At 70.6% G+C, this 12,637-nt stretch carries 16 protein-coding genes; 12 read left to right on the forward strand and 4 right to left on the reverse strand.

The window, feature by feature from the left end; genetic code table 11:
• The first annotated feature begins 5 nt into the window (after positions 1-5).
• From LPC10_RS04340 to LPC10_RS04350, 3 genes are all read left to right on the forward strand, one after another.
• The gene (locus LPC10_RS04340) at positions 6-842 is read left to right on the forward strand and encodes an ABC transporter ATP-binding protein (protein WP_370644651.1); all 837 of its coding nucleotides are present in this window, start codon (positions 6-8) and stop codon (positions 840-842) included.
• Between the two features lie 71 nt (positions 843-913).
• The gene (locus LPC10_RS04345; RefSeq protein WP_231345617.1) at positions 914-1,996 is read left to right on the forward strand and encodes an MlaD family protein; all 1,083 of its coding nucleotides are present in this window, start codon (positions 914-916) and stop codon (positions 1,994-1,996) included.
• Positions 1,997-2,116: 120 nt separating this feature from the next.
• Positions 2,117-2,725 (forward strand): ABC-type transport auxiliary lipoprotein family protein, encoded by a 609-nt coding sequence (locus LPC10_RS04350; protein WP_231345618.1) that lies wholly within the window; start codon positions 2,117-2,119, stop codon positions 2,723-2,725.
• A gap of 210 nt (positions 2,726-2,935) precedes the next feature.
• On the opposite strand, the gene LPC10_RS04355 is transcribed toward LPC10_RS04350, so the two are convergent.
• On the reverse strand, positions 2,936-3,754 hold the full coding sequence (locus LPC10_RS04355; RefSeq protein ID WP_231345619.1) for an inositol monophosphatase: 819 nt from the start codon (positions 3,752-3,754) through the stop codon (positions 2,936-2,938).
• A 364-nt stretch (positions 3,755-4,118) separates the two neighbouring features.
• Here LPC10_RS04355 and LPC10_RS04360 point away from each other — a divergent pair, with 364 nt between their 5' ends.
• Positions 4,119-4,619, forward strand: coding sequence for a DUF6101 family protein (locus LPC10_RS04360; RefSeq protein ID WP_231345620.1), 501 nt, complete (start codon positions 4,119-4,121; stop codon positions 4,617-4,619).
• 39 nt (positions 4,620-4,658) lie between these two features.
• On the opposite strand, the gene LPC10_RS04365 is transcribed toward LPC10_RS04360, so the two are convergent.
• Genes LPC10_RS04365 through LPC10_RS04375 form a run of 3 tightly spaced genes read right to left on the reverse strand, consistent with a single transcriptional unit; the run spans position 4,659 to position 6,488 of the window.
• Entirely contained in the window at positions 4,659-4,847 is a 189-nt protein-coding gene (locus LPC10_RS04365; RefSeq protein ID WP_231345621.1) for an Rmf/CrpP family protein, read from the reverse strand.
• 43 nt (positions 4,848-4,890) lie between these two features.
• The gene (gene ubiA, locus LPC10_RS04370) at positions 4,891-5,841 is read right to left on the reverse strand and encodes a 4-hydroxybenzoate octaprenyltransferase (RefSeq protein WP_231345622.1); all 951 of its coding nucleotides are present in this window, start codon (positions 5,839-5,841) and stop codon (positions 4,891-4,893) included.
• A 35-nt stretch (positions 5,842-5,876) separates the two neighbouring features.
• Positions 5,877-6,488 carry a hypothetical protein gene (locus tag LPC10_RS04375; protein WP_370644652.1) on the reverse strand — a complete coding sequence of 204 codons (612 nt, stop codon included), beginning with the start codon at positions 6,486-6,488 and terminating at the stop codon, positions 5,877-5,879.
• A gap of 314 nt (positions 6,489-6,802) precedes the next feature.
• Between LPC10_RS04375 and LPC10_RS04380 the strand changes: the two genes are divergently transcribed.
• The 8 genes from LPC10_RS04380 to LPC10_RS04410 all read left to right on the forward strand — a co-directional run bounded on the left by LPC10_RS04380 (position 6,803) and on the right by LPC10_RS04410 (position 12,580).
• Entirely contained in the window at positions 6,803-7,555 is a 753-nt protein-coding gene (locus tag LPC10_RS04380) for a 16S rRNA (uracil(1498)-N(3))-methyltransferase (RefSeq protein ID WP_231345623.1), read from the forward strand.
• A gap of 29 nt (positions 7,556-7,584) precedes the next feature.
• Positions 7,585-8,601 carry an asparaginase gene (locus LPC10_RS04385; protein WP_231345624.1) on the forward strand — a complete coding sequence of 339 codons (1,017 nt, stop codon included), beginning with the start codon at positions 7,585-7,587 and terminating at the stop codon, positions 8,599-8,601.
• Positions 8,602-8,756: 155 nt separating this feature from the next.
• The gene (locus tag LPC10_RS04390) at positions 8,757-10,127 is read left to right on the forward strand and encodes a glutamate--cysteine ligase (protein WP_231345625.1); all 1,371 of its coding nucleotides are present in this window, start codon (positions 8,757-8,759) and stop codon (positions 10,125-10,127) included.
• 219 nt (positions 10,128-10,346) lie between these two features.
• Positions 10,347-10,766 carry a hypothetical protein gene (locus LPC10_RS04395; RefSeq protein WP_231345626.1) on the forward strand — a complete coding sequence of 140 codons (420 nt, stop codon included), beginning with the start codon at positions 10,347-10,349 and terminating at the stop codon, positions 10,764-10,766.
• 81 nt (positions 10,767-10,847) lie between these two features.
• Complete coding sequence (locus LPC10_RS04400) at positions 10,848-11,114, forward strand: sulfurtransferase TusA family protein (protein ID WP_231345627.1); 267 nt, start codon at positions 10,848-10,850, stop codon at positions 11,112-11,114.
• Positions 11,115-11,158: 44 nt separating this feature from the next.
• Positions 11,159-11,725 carry an NUDIX hydrolase gene (locus LPC10_RS04405; protein ID WP_231345628.1) on the forward strand — a complete coding sequence of 189 codons (567 nt, stop codon included), beginning with the start codon at positions 11,159-11,161 and terminating at the stop codon, positions 11,723-11,725.
• A 98-nt stretch (positions 11,726-11,823) separates the two neighbouring features.
• Entirely contained in the window at positions 11,824-11,958 is a 135-nt protein-coding gene (locus LPC10_RS25535; RefSeq protein ID WP_255700734.1) for a hypothetical protein, read from the forward strand.
• Positions 11,959-12,178: 220 nt separating this feature from the next.
• Positions 12,179-12,580, forward strand: coding sequence for a DUF3775 domain-containing protein (locus tag LPC10_RS04410; RefSeq protein WP_231345629.1), 402 nt, complete (start codon positions 12,179-12,181; stop codon positions 12,578-12,580).
• Positions 12,581-12,637 lie beyond the last annotated feature (57 nt).

Consider the following 12,637-nt stretch of genomic DNA (forward strand, 5'->3'; position numbering starts at 1 on the left):
CGCCCTTGACCACCCCTCACCTTTCCTTGAACGGGCAGGAGCCCGGCCAAAGCGACGCGATCATTCGCGTGCGCGATCTCGTGGTCGGCTTCGGCCACCGCACGGTGATGAAGGGGCTCAACCTCGACATCCGCCGCGGCGAAATCCTGGGATTTGTTGGCCCCTCGGGCCAGGGCAAGTCGGTTCTGACGCGGACCATTCTCGGACTGGTGCCGAAGCGCTCCGGCACGATCGAGATCTTCGGCGAGGACGTGGACGGCCTCACTGTCGCCCGTCGCCGCCAGTTGGAGCAGCGTTGGGGCGTGCTGTTCCAGCAGGGCGCGCTGTTCTCGGGGCTGACCGTCAAGCAGAACATCCAGATGCCGATGCGCGAGCATCTGAAGCTCTCCGAGCGCCTGCTCGACGAGTTCGCCCGCCTCAAGATCGAAATGGTCGGCCTCAAGCCGGATGCCGCCGACAAATACCCCTCGGAACTCTCGGGCGGCATGATCAAGCGCGCGGCACTCGCCCGCTCGCTGGCGCTCGACCCCGAGATCCTGTTCCTCGACGAGCCGACCTCGGGCCTCGACCCGATCGGCGCGGGCGAGTTCGACGACCTCGTCTCGACCCTGAAGAGGACGCTCGGGCTCACCGTCTTCATGGTGACGCACGATCTCGACAGCCTCTACACCGCCTGCGACCGCATCGCGGCGCTCGGCGACGGCCGGATCATCGCGGCAGGGACGATCGAGGAGATGCTGGCGAGCGACCATCCCTGGCTGCGCTCCTACTTCCACGGCAAGCGCGCCCGCGCGCTGGCCACGCCGGCTCAGGCCGTGCCGCCGGGTTACGCCCATGCGTAAGCCCTCGATGATCGCCCACGGTGCGGTTGCGCACCGCTTCGCCCCTTCGGATCGGATTGAGAGCTGAGCCGATGGAGACTCGCGCAAACTACGTGCTGATCGGCGCCTTCACCATCGGCGTCGTGCTGGCCGCCTTCGGCTTCGTGTTCTGGCTCCAGGGCGGCTCGCGGGGGCAGGCGACCCAGGCGATCCGCATCGTGTTCTCCGGCTCGGTCGGCGGACTGGCCAAGGGCTCAACCGTGTCGTTCAACGGCATCAAGGTCGGCGAGGCGCTCGAAGTGCGCCTGCTGCCGCAGGATCCGCGCCGCGTCGTCGCCGTGGTGCAGGTCGATCCCTCGACCCCCTTGCGCGCCGACACCCGCGCGCGCCTCGATTCCGCGATGCTGACCGGCGTCTCGCAGATCGCGCTCTCGGGCGGCAGCGCCGACGCACCGGCGCTCACGCCGGGCTCGGGCGACAAGATGCCGACGATCTTCGCCGATTCGAGCGACATCCAGGACATGATGGCGGCGGCCAAGCAGATCGCGCAGCGCGCCGACGACGTGCTCCAGCGCCTCGATAAGGTGGTGGCCGGCAACGAGGGCGCGATCAACCGCACGCTGGCCAATGTCGAGGCTTTCTCGAAGACGCTGGCGGATGCCGGTCCGTCGATCGCCGGGCTCGTCAAGGCGGTGGACGGCCAGCGCCTCAACCGCGTGATCGAGAACGCCGACACCTTCTCGACCGCGCTCGCCAATGCGAGCCCCGACATCGAGGCCGGCCTCCATGACGCCCGCGCGCTCGCGGCGAAGCTGAGCGCCTCCGCCGACCGGATCGACGGCGTGCTCAAGGGCGCCGAAGGCTTCCTCGGTTCCGCCTCCGGCCAGCAGGGATCGGGCACCTTCGCCGAGATCCGCGAGGCGGCGATCTCCGTGCGCGAGGCCGGCAAGGCCTTCCGCGCGCTCTCGGAGAATCTCGACAAGCGCACCGCCAACATCTCGACGAGCTTCAACCGTCTGTCGGGCACGAGCCGCCGCGAGGTCGAGGCGCTGTCGACCGACGGCCAGCGCACGCTCAACACCCTGAGCCGCGCCGCCCGCAGCCTGGAGCGCGACCCGTCTCAGGTGATCTTCGGTGGCAAGCCGTCGTTGCCGGAATACAACGGTGGCCGCTGAGCGACCCGGATTCGGGAGGATGTGTCGGCACGCACGGCGCAGCTTGAGCGTTGGCGTATGCTCCCGCGTGCTAGAGGGGGCGTCAGTCTCTCCGACAGCGTATGGACGGTGCCTGAGCGTATGACGCGTCTTTCTCCCTCGCCGGCCCTTCCGGGTCGCCTCCTGCGGGCAGGCGTCCTGCTCGCGCCGCTGGCGCTCCTCGGCGGCTGCGGCGGCGGCACGCCGCTGACCTTCGACCTCGCCGCCCTGCCGGGGCAGGCCCGCGTCGGCACGGCCGCGCGCTCCATCGTCGTGTCCGAGCCCGTCGGCCTGCAGCCGATGGAGGCCGACCGCATCATCGTGCGCGAGCCCGGCGGCTCCCTCTCGTTCCTCGGCGGCGGCCAGTGGGCCGATCGCCTGCCGCGCCTGATCCAGACGCGGGTGATCCAGAGCCTGGAGAATACCGGCCGGCTGCGCTCGGTCTCGCGGCCCAGCGACAAGGTGCCGTCGGACTATCAGCTCGTCAGCGAGATCCGCGAGTTCGACATCAACTCCGGCACCGGCGAGGCGGTGGTCGACCTCTCGGCCAAGCTGATCGCCGAGGGCAGCGGCCGGGTCGTCAACGCCCGCGTCTTCACCGCGCGCGTTCCGGTGCCGAAGGTCGATCCGCAGAGCGCCGCCGCGGGCCTCGACGCGGCGCTCGGTCAAGTGCTCGCCGACCTCGTGCGCTGGGTGAATTCGAGCCGTTAGCGCATCGGCGTCCCGGTGCAGGTTGGGCCGCGCCGCCCGGTCTCGAAGGGACTGAACTGGCATCCGTCATGGCGAGGCGAAGCCGTGGCAATCCAGGGCTCTGCACCGTCCGGAGAGGTCGCCCGCTGAGCCGCACCCGCTCCGCTTCGCGACGGCGGGCTGTCGAACCCGCGGGGATCGACCGGAAACGGATCGCTCGCCGGTCCGCGATCAGGCGTCCAGGGCCGCCAATGTGGGCCCGCGCAGGGAAAGCGGCACGGCGATCAGTTCGCCGTGGCGCGGCTCCGGACAATTGTAGACGGCCGGCCGCCCTTTCAGGTCGCAGACCGCCCCGCCCGCCTCGCGGACGATGAGGTCGGCGGCGGCCAGATCCCAGTCCCGCGCATCCCGCGACACGAGGCCGAGATCGATCCGGCCCTCGGCCACCCGCGCGAGCCGCAGGGCCAGCGACGGCACCCGCTCGATCACCGTGACCGACGGCCGGGGTCCGAGCCGGGCCGCGCCGTCGAGGAGGCGATCCTGGAACGGCTTCGGACCGGTGACGCGCGCGCCCTCCAGCCTCTCCTGCGCCGCGACGCGGATGGGCGTTCCGTTGAGGGTCGCGCCCTCGCCCGCCACCGCTTCATAAAATTCGTCCGTCGCCGGCGCGAAGACGCCGCCGATCACCGGCTCGCCCCGCGACAGCAGCGCCACCGCGATCGACCAATCCGGGTGCCCGGACAGGAAGGCGCGGGTGCCGTCGATCGGATCGACGATCCAGACCAAGTCGTGGCCGAGCCGCACCGGATCATCGCTGGTCTCCTCTGAGAGCCAGGCGGCCCGCGGCTCGATCTGCGACAGGCGCACCTTGAGGAAGGCGTCCACGGCGACGTCGGCCTCGGTGACCGGTGAGCCGCCGGCCTTCGACCAGACCCGCGCGCTCGTGTGCTCTCCTTTCCGGAAGGAGGGCAGCGCGAGCGCGGCGGCCTCCCGCATCGCGTCGTGCAGCACGGGCCGCAGCGCCGCGAAGGAGGATGTCGTCTGGGTCATGGATCCGGTCGGAGCCGTTCGTGCGAGGCCGGCCTCATGCCGATTGAACGGCGCCGACGCCCCTTCGTTCTAGGGCATCGATCGGAAAAGTGGCCATCGGTTTTCGGAAACGCAGCGATGCAAAGCCGGTTGCGGCACGCCGCGGACGGTTCGAGGCCGCGCCGCGACGGTCCCGGCGGTAAACGAGGTTACCAGCATTTCTACCAATCCCGGCAAGGGTCCGTTGAGCATCCGACAGGCTTCAGCTCGATCCACGAACGCTTAACGCTCACTCTTAAGGCGCCTTGGGGGAGACGACTGGCACTGTGCTTGTCAGATCAGCGCGTCCGACAGAGACCGCGACACGGGATAGGGCGTCGAACCGATGATGACTTTCGAGATCGCGAATCTGAACTGTCGGCCCGGCTGCGATGAGGCCAACACGCAGAGCATCGAGGCCCCTGTGATGCTGCTGCCGGCTCTCGGCGCGACCTATGGCAGCGGCAAGCTCGCCGGCGTGGCCCTGTCCTTCGCCGACGACGCGGCCGATGCCTGCGGCGAGGATCGATTCGCCCTGCTCCTCATCGACGGCGAGAGCGAGGTGGCGATGCGGCTCGGACCGTTCCCCGAGGAGGATGTCGTGGCGGTGTGGCGCGACATCTCGGCCAAGGGTGGCCTGACCCGCATGCTCCTGCGCGAGGACGGCGACATCGTCCCGGTCTCGCAGCAGCTCGGCCCGGTCGTGCTCGGCAAGGGCCGCCAGCGGCGGCGCCACGCCGCGCTCAGTGGACGCCGCCCGCGCTTCCTCGTGCGGCGCAAGACCGCCCGCCTCCCGGCCCGGCCCTGCATTCACCGGGGCGAGAGCGAGATCATTTCGCGCGGCTGAGGCGCTGTCCCGCTCCAGCTATGTCTACAGCCGGCTTCGTCAGCCCTTGTCGAGCGGACCGTCCGGAGCGCGGTCGGCCGGGGCACCGTTGTAGCCCTCGAACCATTCTGTGCGCTCGGGAGAGTTCGGCGGATAGGGGCATGCGTCGCGCGGGCGTCCCTGGCTGCGGGCACGAGCGCCTTCCGCGATCGGATCGGCGGGGGGTCGGTGCGGATCTGTCTCACTCATGCGACCGGATATGGCGCGCGGGCAGGGCTCCGCCACGGCCGGATCAGCGCAGACCCTGCCACAGCGCGTCGGCGGCCAGCCCTGCGAATAGGATGAGGCCCGCGTCGCGGTTCGAGCGGAACAGTGCCAGGGCGCGCGCGCCGTCGCGCTCGGAGAGCTGCATGACCTGCCGGGCGAGATGGGTGGCGAACAGTCCGAGCCCGAGCCAGCTCAAAGGCCCGGCCCCGGCGCCGACCAGCGCCGGCACGAACAGGACGACGGTGCCCGCGTAGCAGAGCCCGACCGCGCGGCGCAGCCCCGCCCCGAACAGCCGGGCCGAGGAGTGGATGCCGACGATCTCGTCGTCCTCGATGTCCTGGACCGCGTAGATCGTGTCGTAGCCGACGATCCAGAGGATCGTGCCCGCGTAGAGCCATAGGGCCGGCGCGTCGAGGCGGCCGAACACGGCGACCCAGCCCATCAGCGCGCCCCAGCCGAAGGCGAGGCCGAGCACCGCCTGCGGCATCGGCATCACTCGCTTCATGAACGGGTAGATCGCCACCGGCGCCAGCGAGAGCACGCCGACGAGGATCGCGGTCGCATTGAATTGCAGCAGCACCGCAAGGCCGACCAGCGCCTGCGCCACGAGGAAGGCGGCGGCTTGGCGCGTCGTCACCTGCCCCGAGGGCAGCGGGCGCGAGCGGGTGCGCTCGACCTGCGCATCGAACTTGCGGTCAGCAATGTCGTTGTAGGTCGAGCCGGCGCCGCGCATCGCCACGGCGCCGATGAGGAACAGCACGAGGTGGCCGGGATGGGGTCCGGGATTGCCGGCGGCGATGGCAGCGAGCGCCGCCGACCACCAGCACGGCAGCAGCAGCAGCCACCAGCCGATCGGTCGCTCGATCCGGGCGAGCCGCAGATAGGGCCGCGCCGCCGCCGGCGCGAGCCGGTCGGCCCAATGGCCGGCGACCGCGTCGGCGACGCGGCCGGAGCCGGGCTCGGACGGAGAGGGCAAGAGTGCAGCGGCGCCGGCGGGTTAGAGCGCGCCGCTCAAAGCGCGCCCTGGGGCATGCGGAACGAGCCGGACAGGCCAGGGCCGCCCAGCAGGCCGCCGCCACCGCCGCCGTTCTGCGCCTGGGCCTTGGCCTGGGCTTCCATCTTCGAGGCCTGGGCGGCGATGCCGCAGACCTTGGTGCGGATCGTCGCGACCTTGTTGTGGTCGGCCTTGAAGCCTTCCGAGAACGAATCGGGGATCGAGCACCATTCCTTGTTGGCGGTGATCCACTTGATGCCGGTGGTGCCGTTGGCCTGAAGCTGGCCGAACAGGGAGCAGGCCTCCTGCGGCGTCATCTTCTTCTTGGAGTTCGAAGCCGAGTTGGCCTTGGCCACGAGGTTCTTGCGCTCGATCAGCGTCTTCTGGATCGCGCCGCAATCGGTGCCCGCCTGCTGCGGCACGGACTGGGCGGGCGCGGCCGGGGCCATCGGCGCGGGGATGCTCATCGGCGCGGCGGCCGATGGCGCGGGCTCGGCGGGGGTATCCATCGACGGCAGCGGCATGCCACCCATGCCGCCCATGCCCTGGGCCACAGCCGGCCCGGCCAGCAGGACAAGGCCGAGCAGAGCGGCGGCGGTCTTCGTCGGTGCAGTTATCCTGGCAGACATTCGGCCCGGTCCTTCTCCCCGCATGCCGCGACGGGTGTGCCCCCGATCCCGCAGCGCCTCCCCGGCGCGCCCCCCGGCGCTTGACGCGACGGGGCCGGCGGGGAGGCTTGAACGTGTTTCGATGCGGCAGTCTTCTGCGCACGGGATTGTGGCGCCAATGGTGCGTTCCGCCGCTGCGGGACTGCGGGCGTGGGAAACACTTCGAAACCCGCTGCACGTGGCATTTTCGCACCACCCGCCACGAGGGGCCGCACGGGATCCGATTGACAGCCGATGGCGGCCACGCGACGAGACCGTCCTGTCTGCGAGAGACCATGGCCGCCTACGACTTCACCGCCCCGCGCCTGTTCGTCGAAGCGGATCTGGCGGAAGGACTCGTCCTGCCGCTGGAGCGGGCGCAGGCGAACTATCTGCTCACCGTGCTGCGCCGCGCCGAGGGCGAGCCCGTCCTGCTGTTCAACGGGCGCGACGGCGAGTGGCGCGCCGAGATCGTGCCGCAGGGCCGCAAGAGCGCGGATCTGCGGGTCGTGGCACAGACCCGGCCGCAGCCGGCTCCGGCCGACCTGCACTACCTGTTCGCGCCCCTGAAGACTGGCCGGCTCGACTACGTGGCGCAGAAGGCGGTGGAGATGGGGGCCGGTCGCCTCCAGCCGGTCTTCACCCGCTTCACCCAAGGCGAGCGGATCAAGCTCGACCGGCTCCAGGCCAACGCGATCGAGGCGGCCGAGCAGTGCGGCATTCTCGCGATCCCCGACATCGGCGAGCCGGACCGGCTGCCGGCCTGCCTCGGCGCGCTCGCGCCCGAGCGCCTGCTCGTGTTCTGCGACGAGGACGCGCCCGTCACCGATCCGGTGGCAGCCCTGCGCGGGGCGGCCGACCCGGCCAAACCGCCGCCGCTCGCCGTTCTGGTCGGCCCCGAGGGCGGGTTCCACGCCGAGGAGCGCGCCCTGATCGCGGCCCGCCCCAACACGGTCGCCCTCTCGCTCGGTCCGCGCATCCTGCGAGCGGATACGGCGGCCGTGGCGGTGATGGCGCTGGTGCAGGCGGTGCTCGGCGACGCGCGGTGACCCGGCCCGCTTCGAGGATGTCTTAAAGAATGACGCTGCCCCGCATCCTCCTCCTGTCCCTGGGCGGGACGATCACCATGACCCGGAGCCTTGAGGGGGGGATCGTGCCGACGCTGACGGCGGCCGACCTCGCCGCCTCGGTGCCGGGACTTTCCGCGGTGGCGCGGATCGAGACGTTCTCCCCCCTGCGCCGGCCGAGCGCGGGACTCACCCTCGACGACCTGATCGGCGTGGCGCGCACGCTCGACGAGCGCCTCGCAGGTGATTGCGACGGCGCCGTGGTGATCCAGGGCACCGACACGATCGAGGAGACCGCGTTCGTCCTCGACACTCTGATTGCCGGCAACAAGCCCGTCGTCGTCACCGGAGCGATGCGCGGGCCGGAGAGCGCCGGGGCGGACGGGCCGGGCAACCTGCTGGCCGCGACCATCGTCGCGGGGAGCCCGGCGGCGCGGGGGCTCGGCGTGCTCGCCGTCCTCAACGACGAGATCCACGCCGCCCGCCTCGTACAGAAGGCCCACACCGCCCTCCCCTCGTCCTTCCGCTCGCCGCTGGCCGGCCCGCTCGGCCTCGTGATCGAGGGTGAGGCCCGGATCTTCTTGCGCCCGCAACGGGCCCCCGTCGTCGCCGGATCGTTGGGCGACGAACCGGTCCCTGTGGCGCTCCTGAAGATGGGCATCGGCGACGACGGGCGCCTGCTCGCCGCCCTGCCGGACCTCGGCTTCCGAGGCGTCGTGATCGAGGGGATGGGCGCGGGCCACGTCCCGGAGCCCCTTGCCGAGATCATCTCCGGCCTGGTCGAGCGGATTCCCGTCATCCTCGCCTCACGCGCGGAGACGGGCCCTGTGTTCTCGCGCACATACGGTTATCCCGGTGGCGAGATCGATTTGCTCGCCCGCGGCGTGCTCTCGGCCGGCATCCTGTCGGGGGTGAAGGCGCGGCTGCTGCTCCAGATCCTCCTTCGGGCCGGCGTCGATCGGGCGGTCTACGCCCCATACTTCGCGGATTCCGGACCACCGGGTTTGGCGCCGCAAACAGAAGCTTGAGGCATGTCTGCCATGCGGTCGGCGGGCGCGTTGTTCAGTCTTGCGGCGTCCTCTAAGGACACGACATCCGGTGAGGCCGCTGCCGGCCCCGTCCGGTGGCGGATCCTCGGCGCGCCGCTGATACCCTTCGACCGACGTTACCTTCGAGGCAGCGCATGGCGCGCGACACGTCCGACACGACCCCGCTGACCACGCGGGACGAACTGATCGCGTGGTTTTCCGCGGGCGAGAAGCCGCGCGAACGCTTCGCCATCGGCACCGAGCACGAGAAGATCCCGTTCTATACGGCCGACCACGCGCCCGTGCCCTACGAGGGCGAGCGCGGCATCCGGGCGCTCCTGGAAAATCTCGGCCGCGAGACCGGCTGGGAACCGATTCTCGACGGCGGCAACATCATCGGGCTCGCCAACAACGAGGGCGGCGGCGCGATCTCGATCGAGCCGGGCGGCCAGTTCGAGCTCTCCGGCGCACCGCTGCCCGACATCCACGCGACGGCGATCGAACTCGAGGAGCACCTCGCCGCGACGAAGCGCGCGGCGGAGCCCCTCGGCATCGGCTTCCTCGACCTCGGCATGAGTCCGAAATGGACCCGCGAGGCGACGCCGCAGATGCCCAAGAGCCGCTACCGCATCATGCGCAACTACATGCCGAAGGTGGGCAAGCTCGGCCTCGACATGATGCTGCGCACCGCCACCGTGCAGGTGAACGTCGATTTTGCTTCCGAGGCCGACATGGTGCGCAAGATGCGCGTCAGCCTCGCGCTCCAGCCCGTCGCCACCGCGCTGTTTGCCAATTCCCCCTTCACCGACGGCCGGCCCAACGGCTTCCTGTCGCGCCGCTCCGAGATCTGGCGCGACACCGATGCCGACCGCACCGGGATGCTCCCCTTCGCCTTCGACGATGGCTTCGGCTACGAGGCCTATGTCGACTGGCTGCTCGACGTGCCGATGTATTTCGTCAAGCGCGGCGAGACCTACCACGACGTCGCCGGTGCCTCGTTCCGCGACCTGATGGACGGGCGCCTCGCCCAATTGCCGGGCGAGCGGGCGACCGTCTCGGACTGGGCCAACCACGCCTCCACCGTCTTCCCGGAAGTCCGCCTCAAGCGCTTCCTCGAGATGCGCGGCGCCGATGTCGGCGGTCCGGCGATGATCGCGGCGCAATCGGCCTTCTGGGTCGGACTCCTCTACGACGAGACCGCGCTCTCTGCGGCCTGGGACCTCGTGCGCGGCTGGACCGCCAGCGAGCGGGAATCGATCCGTGCCGCCGTGCCGCGGCTAGGGCTCCATACCAGCATCGGCGGCCGCTGCCTCGGCGCGGTCGCGGCGGAGGCATTGGCCATCGCCCGCACCGGCCTGCAGGCGCGAGCGCGCCGCGACGGGAACGGGCGCGACGAGGCGGTCTATCTCCAGCCCCTGGAAGCAATCATCGCCGCCGGCCGCAGCCACGCCGAGGATCGGCTCGCCGATTACGAGGGCCCGTGGGAAAAGTCGGTGGATCCGGCCTTCACCGCCTGCACGTTCTGAAGTCGAGATCGGAGCACCAGGATGGGTCGGGTGCCGCCTGCGCGAACGCGCGTGCCGGCCCCGACCTGACCCGCCCGTAAAATTGCGCTGATCATTCGCCCGGCACGCCGCGGAGCCGGATGCGGCGAATTTTCCTTGCGGACAAGCTTTGCCGTTGGAACGCGTTCGGCACTGCGTTGTTCCTCTGCGTGTTCCTTAATGGCTAAGGAGTCCGCATCCATGTCCCGCATCACGACCCTGACGCTGGCCGGCCTCACCGCACTGGGCTTGACCGTGACGGCCGTCCCGTCGGCCGAAGCCGCGCCTCTGCCCGCGATGAAAGCCGCGCAGGTCGGCGGCGGCAACACCACCGTCGACACCGTCCATTGGCGGCGCGGCTACTACGGCGGCTATTACGGCCCCCGCTACGGCTATGGTTACGGCTATCGGCGCCGCAATGTCGGCGGCGCGCTGTTCGCGGGCGCGGCGCTCGGGCTGATCGGCGGGGCGATCGCCGCCAGCGCGGCGCCCCGCTACTACGGCTATCCGGCCTATGGCGGGTACTACGGCTATGGCCGCCCCGTCGGCTATTATGGCGGCTATGGCTACGGCTACCCGGCGTATGGTGGCTATTACGGCTACGGCCCCTACGGCTGGTAACAGCCCTTTCCAGCCATCCAGACGATCGCCCCGCCGGCCGGGTTCAGCCGGCGGGGTTTTTTCGTGCTATGCGCCGCTGCCATGCCCGAGATTCCGCAGGACGGCGCGGTCGAACTCGACCTCAGCGGCCTCAAATGCCCCCTCCCCGCCCTGCGCACGCGCAAGGCCCTGCGGGCGCTTGCGCCCGGGGCGCGCCTTGCCGTGACCGCGACCGACCCGCTCGCCGGGATCGACATCCCCAACGTCGTCCGCGAGGAAGGGGCGGCACTGGAGGCGCAGGAGCGGGACGGTCCTGCCGCGCGCTTCCTGATCCGCCGCGGCCCCGACCGGGCGCGCGAGCCAACCTGATCTCGAACAGCCCGATCCCAAACCAGCCCTCCCGAGGAGACGCCATGCCCCCCGAGATCCGCGGCACCCGCACCGTTCACGACGGTTGGGCCAGCTTCGTCGTCGCCGAGGTGACGACGCCCGAGGGCGCCGAGGTGACCCGCGAGATCGAGGATCACGGCGAGGCGGTCTGCGTGCTGCCCTACGATCCGGAGCGCCGGGTCGCCCTGCTGATCCGGCAATTCCGCGCCCCACCCTTCTTCACCGCGGGCGTGACCGATCTGCTCGAAGTGCCCGCGGGCCTCCTCGACGAGGCGGATCCGGCGGAGGGTGTGCGCCGAGAGGCCTTCGAGGAGACGGGACTGCGACTGTCGCATCTGGAACCGGTCTCCACGGTGTGGAGCCTGCCGGGGATCTCCACCGAGCGAATGCACCTGTTCCTCGCCCCCTACGCGGAGAGCGACCGTGAGGGGCCGGGCGGCGGCCTGGCCGAGGAGCACGAGGCGATCACTATCGTCGAGATGCCGCTCCCAACCCTCGCGGCCATGAGCGAGGCCGGCGAGATTACCGATATGAAGACGCTGGTGCTCCTGCTCGCCTTGCGCCTGCGCCGCCCCGAACTCTTCGCCTGACACGCCGGCTTGCGGACCGGCCGGCAGCGCCTATCATCCTTCTCGCGCGGAACGGGTTCTCTCGCACCCACGGAGGCCACCGCGCGGGAGATGCGCCCATGTCGTTCTTCATCGGGATCGCCGGCCCCTGGCTCGTGGTTTCCGCCCTCCTCCTGATGTGGCACCGGCGGGAAGAGGAGCGTCCGGCGCGGACCGTGCCCGCCGAGGCAGGCGGGTATCCGCCCCGCGCCTGAGGCTTCGTGGGCGGCCTCGTCCGTCGGTTCAAGGCCAGCCCTCTCCGGCATGGCGCTTCGGCCGCGCCGAACCAACGGCCACGCCGCGGGTTGTCGAGGCTCTGCGCCCCGTCGCGGCCCGAGGTCACCGGCTGGTCCGGACGACTGCGACGGATCCCGCGCATTCCGTTCGAACCCGACGCGCCGCTCTCTGCGGGGGCCGTCGAAGCTGGAGTGACGTATGGACATCGCCCTCGACAAGGTCACCGAGATCATCCTCCGGCTGCGGGCGGTCGAGGTGAAGGAAGGCGTGACCGATCCGGACTCGGGCTCCAACCCGACCGATGACGGCTCGATCGACATCCTGACCAGCGGCACCGACGACGCCACCGAGCAGGAGATCCGCAGCATGATCGCCGGGCTGAACGAGGACGAGCGGGCCGACCTCGGAGCGCTCCTCTATATCGGCCGCGGCGACTACGAGGCGGTGGAGTGGCGCACGGCGGTCGCCTTCGCCAAGGAGCGCGAGGCGGCGGGCGACACGGTGATACGCGAACTGCTCGGCACGCCGGACGGGGCCTCGCTGCTCGAGGAAGGCCTCGACGCGCTGGGCATTCCCATGGACCCGCCCGAGGCGACTTGAGGCGGCGGTCACGGTATCGGCGCGAAACGGGTGTTCCGCGCCGATACCCGATGACCG

The sequence above is a fragment of the Methylorubrum sp. B1-46 genome (assembly GCF_021117295.1).
Taxonomy (GTDB): domain Bacteria; phylum Pseudomonadota; class Alphaproteobacteria; order Rhizobiales; family Beijerinckiaceae; genus Methylobacterium.

Excerpts from the sequence above, each read along its gene's own strand:
- LPC10_RS04345 (WP_231345617.1), top strand. The coding sequence starts at position 914 with ATGGAGACTCGCGCAAACTACGTGCTGATCGGCGCCTTCACCATCGGC.
- LPC10_RS04350 (WP_231345618.1), top strand. The coding sequence starts at position 2,117 with ATGACGCGTCTTTCTCCCTCGCCGGCCCTTCCGGGTCGCCTCCTGCGG.
- LPC10_RS04355 (WP_231345619.1), bottom strand. The coding sequence starts at position 3,754 with ATGACCCAGACGACATCCTCCTTCGCGGCGCTGCGGCCCGTGCTGCAC.
- LPC10_RS04360 (WP_231345620.1), top strand. The coding sequence starts at position 4,119 with ATGATGACTTTCGAGATCGCGAATCTGAACTGTCGGCCCGGCTGCGAT.
- LPC10_RS04365 (WP_231345621.1), bottom strand. The coding sequence starts at position 4,847 with ATGAGTGAGACAGATCCGCACCGACCCCCCGCCGATCCGATCGCGGAA.
- LPC10_RS04375 (WP_370644652.1), bottom strand. The coding sequence starts at position 6,488 with ATGTCTGCCAGGATAACTGCACCGACGAAGACCGCCGCCGCTCTGCTC.
- LPC10_RS04380 (WP_231345623.1), top strand. The coding sequence starts at position 6,803 with ATGGCCGCCTACGACTTCACCGCCCCGCGCCTGTTCGTCGAAGCGGAT.
- LPC10_RS04385 (WP_231345624.1), top strand. The coding sequence starts at position 7,585 with ATGACGCTGCCCCGCATCCTCCTCCTGTCCCTGGGCGGGACGATCACC.
- LPC10_RS04390 (WP_231345625.1), top strand. The coding sequence starts at position 8,757 with ATGGCGCGCGACACGTCCGACACGACCCCGCTGACCACGCGGGACGAA.
- LPC10_RS04395 (WP_231345626.1), top strand. The coding sequence starts at position 10,347 with ATGTCCCGCATCACGACCCTGACGCTGGCCGGCCTCACCGCACTGGGC.
- LPC10_RS04400 (WP_231345627.1), top strand. The coding sequence starts at position 10,848 with ATGCCCGAGATTCCGCAGGACGGCGCGGTCGAACTCGACCTCAGCGGC.
- LPC10_RS04405 (WP_231345628.1), top strand. The coding sequence starts at position 11,159 with ATGCCCCCCGAGATCCGCGGCACCCGCACCGTTCACGACGGTTGGGCC.
- LPC10_RS25535 (WP_255700734.1), top strand. The coding sequence starts at position 11,824 with ATGTCGTTCTTCATCGGGATCGCCGGCCCCTGGCTCGTGGTTTCCGCC.
- LPC10_RS04410 (WP_231345629.1), top strand. The coding sequence starts at position 12,179 with ATGGACATCGCCCTCGACAAGGTCACCGAGATCATCCTCCGGCTGCGG.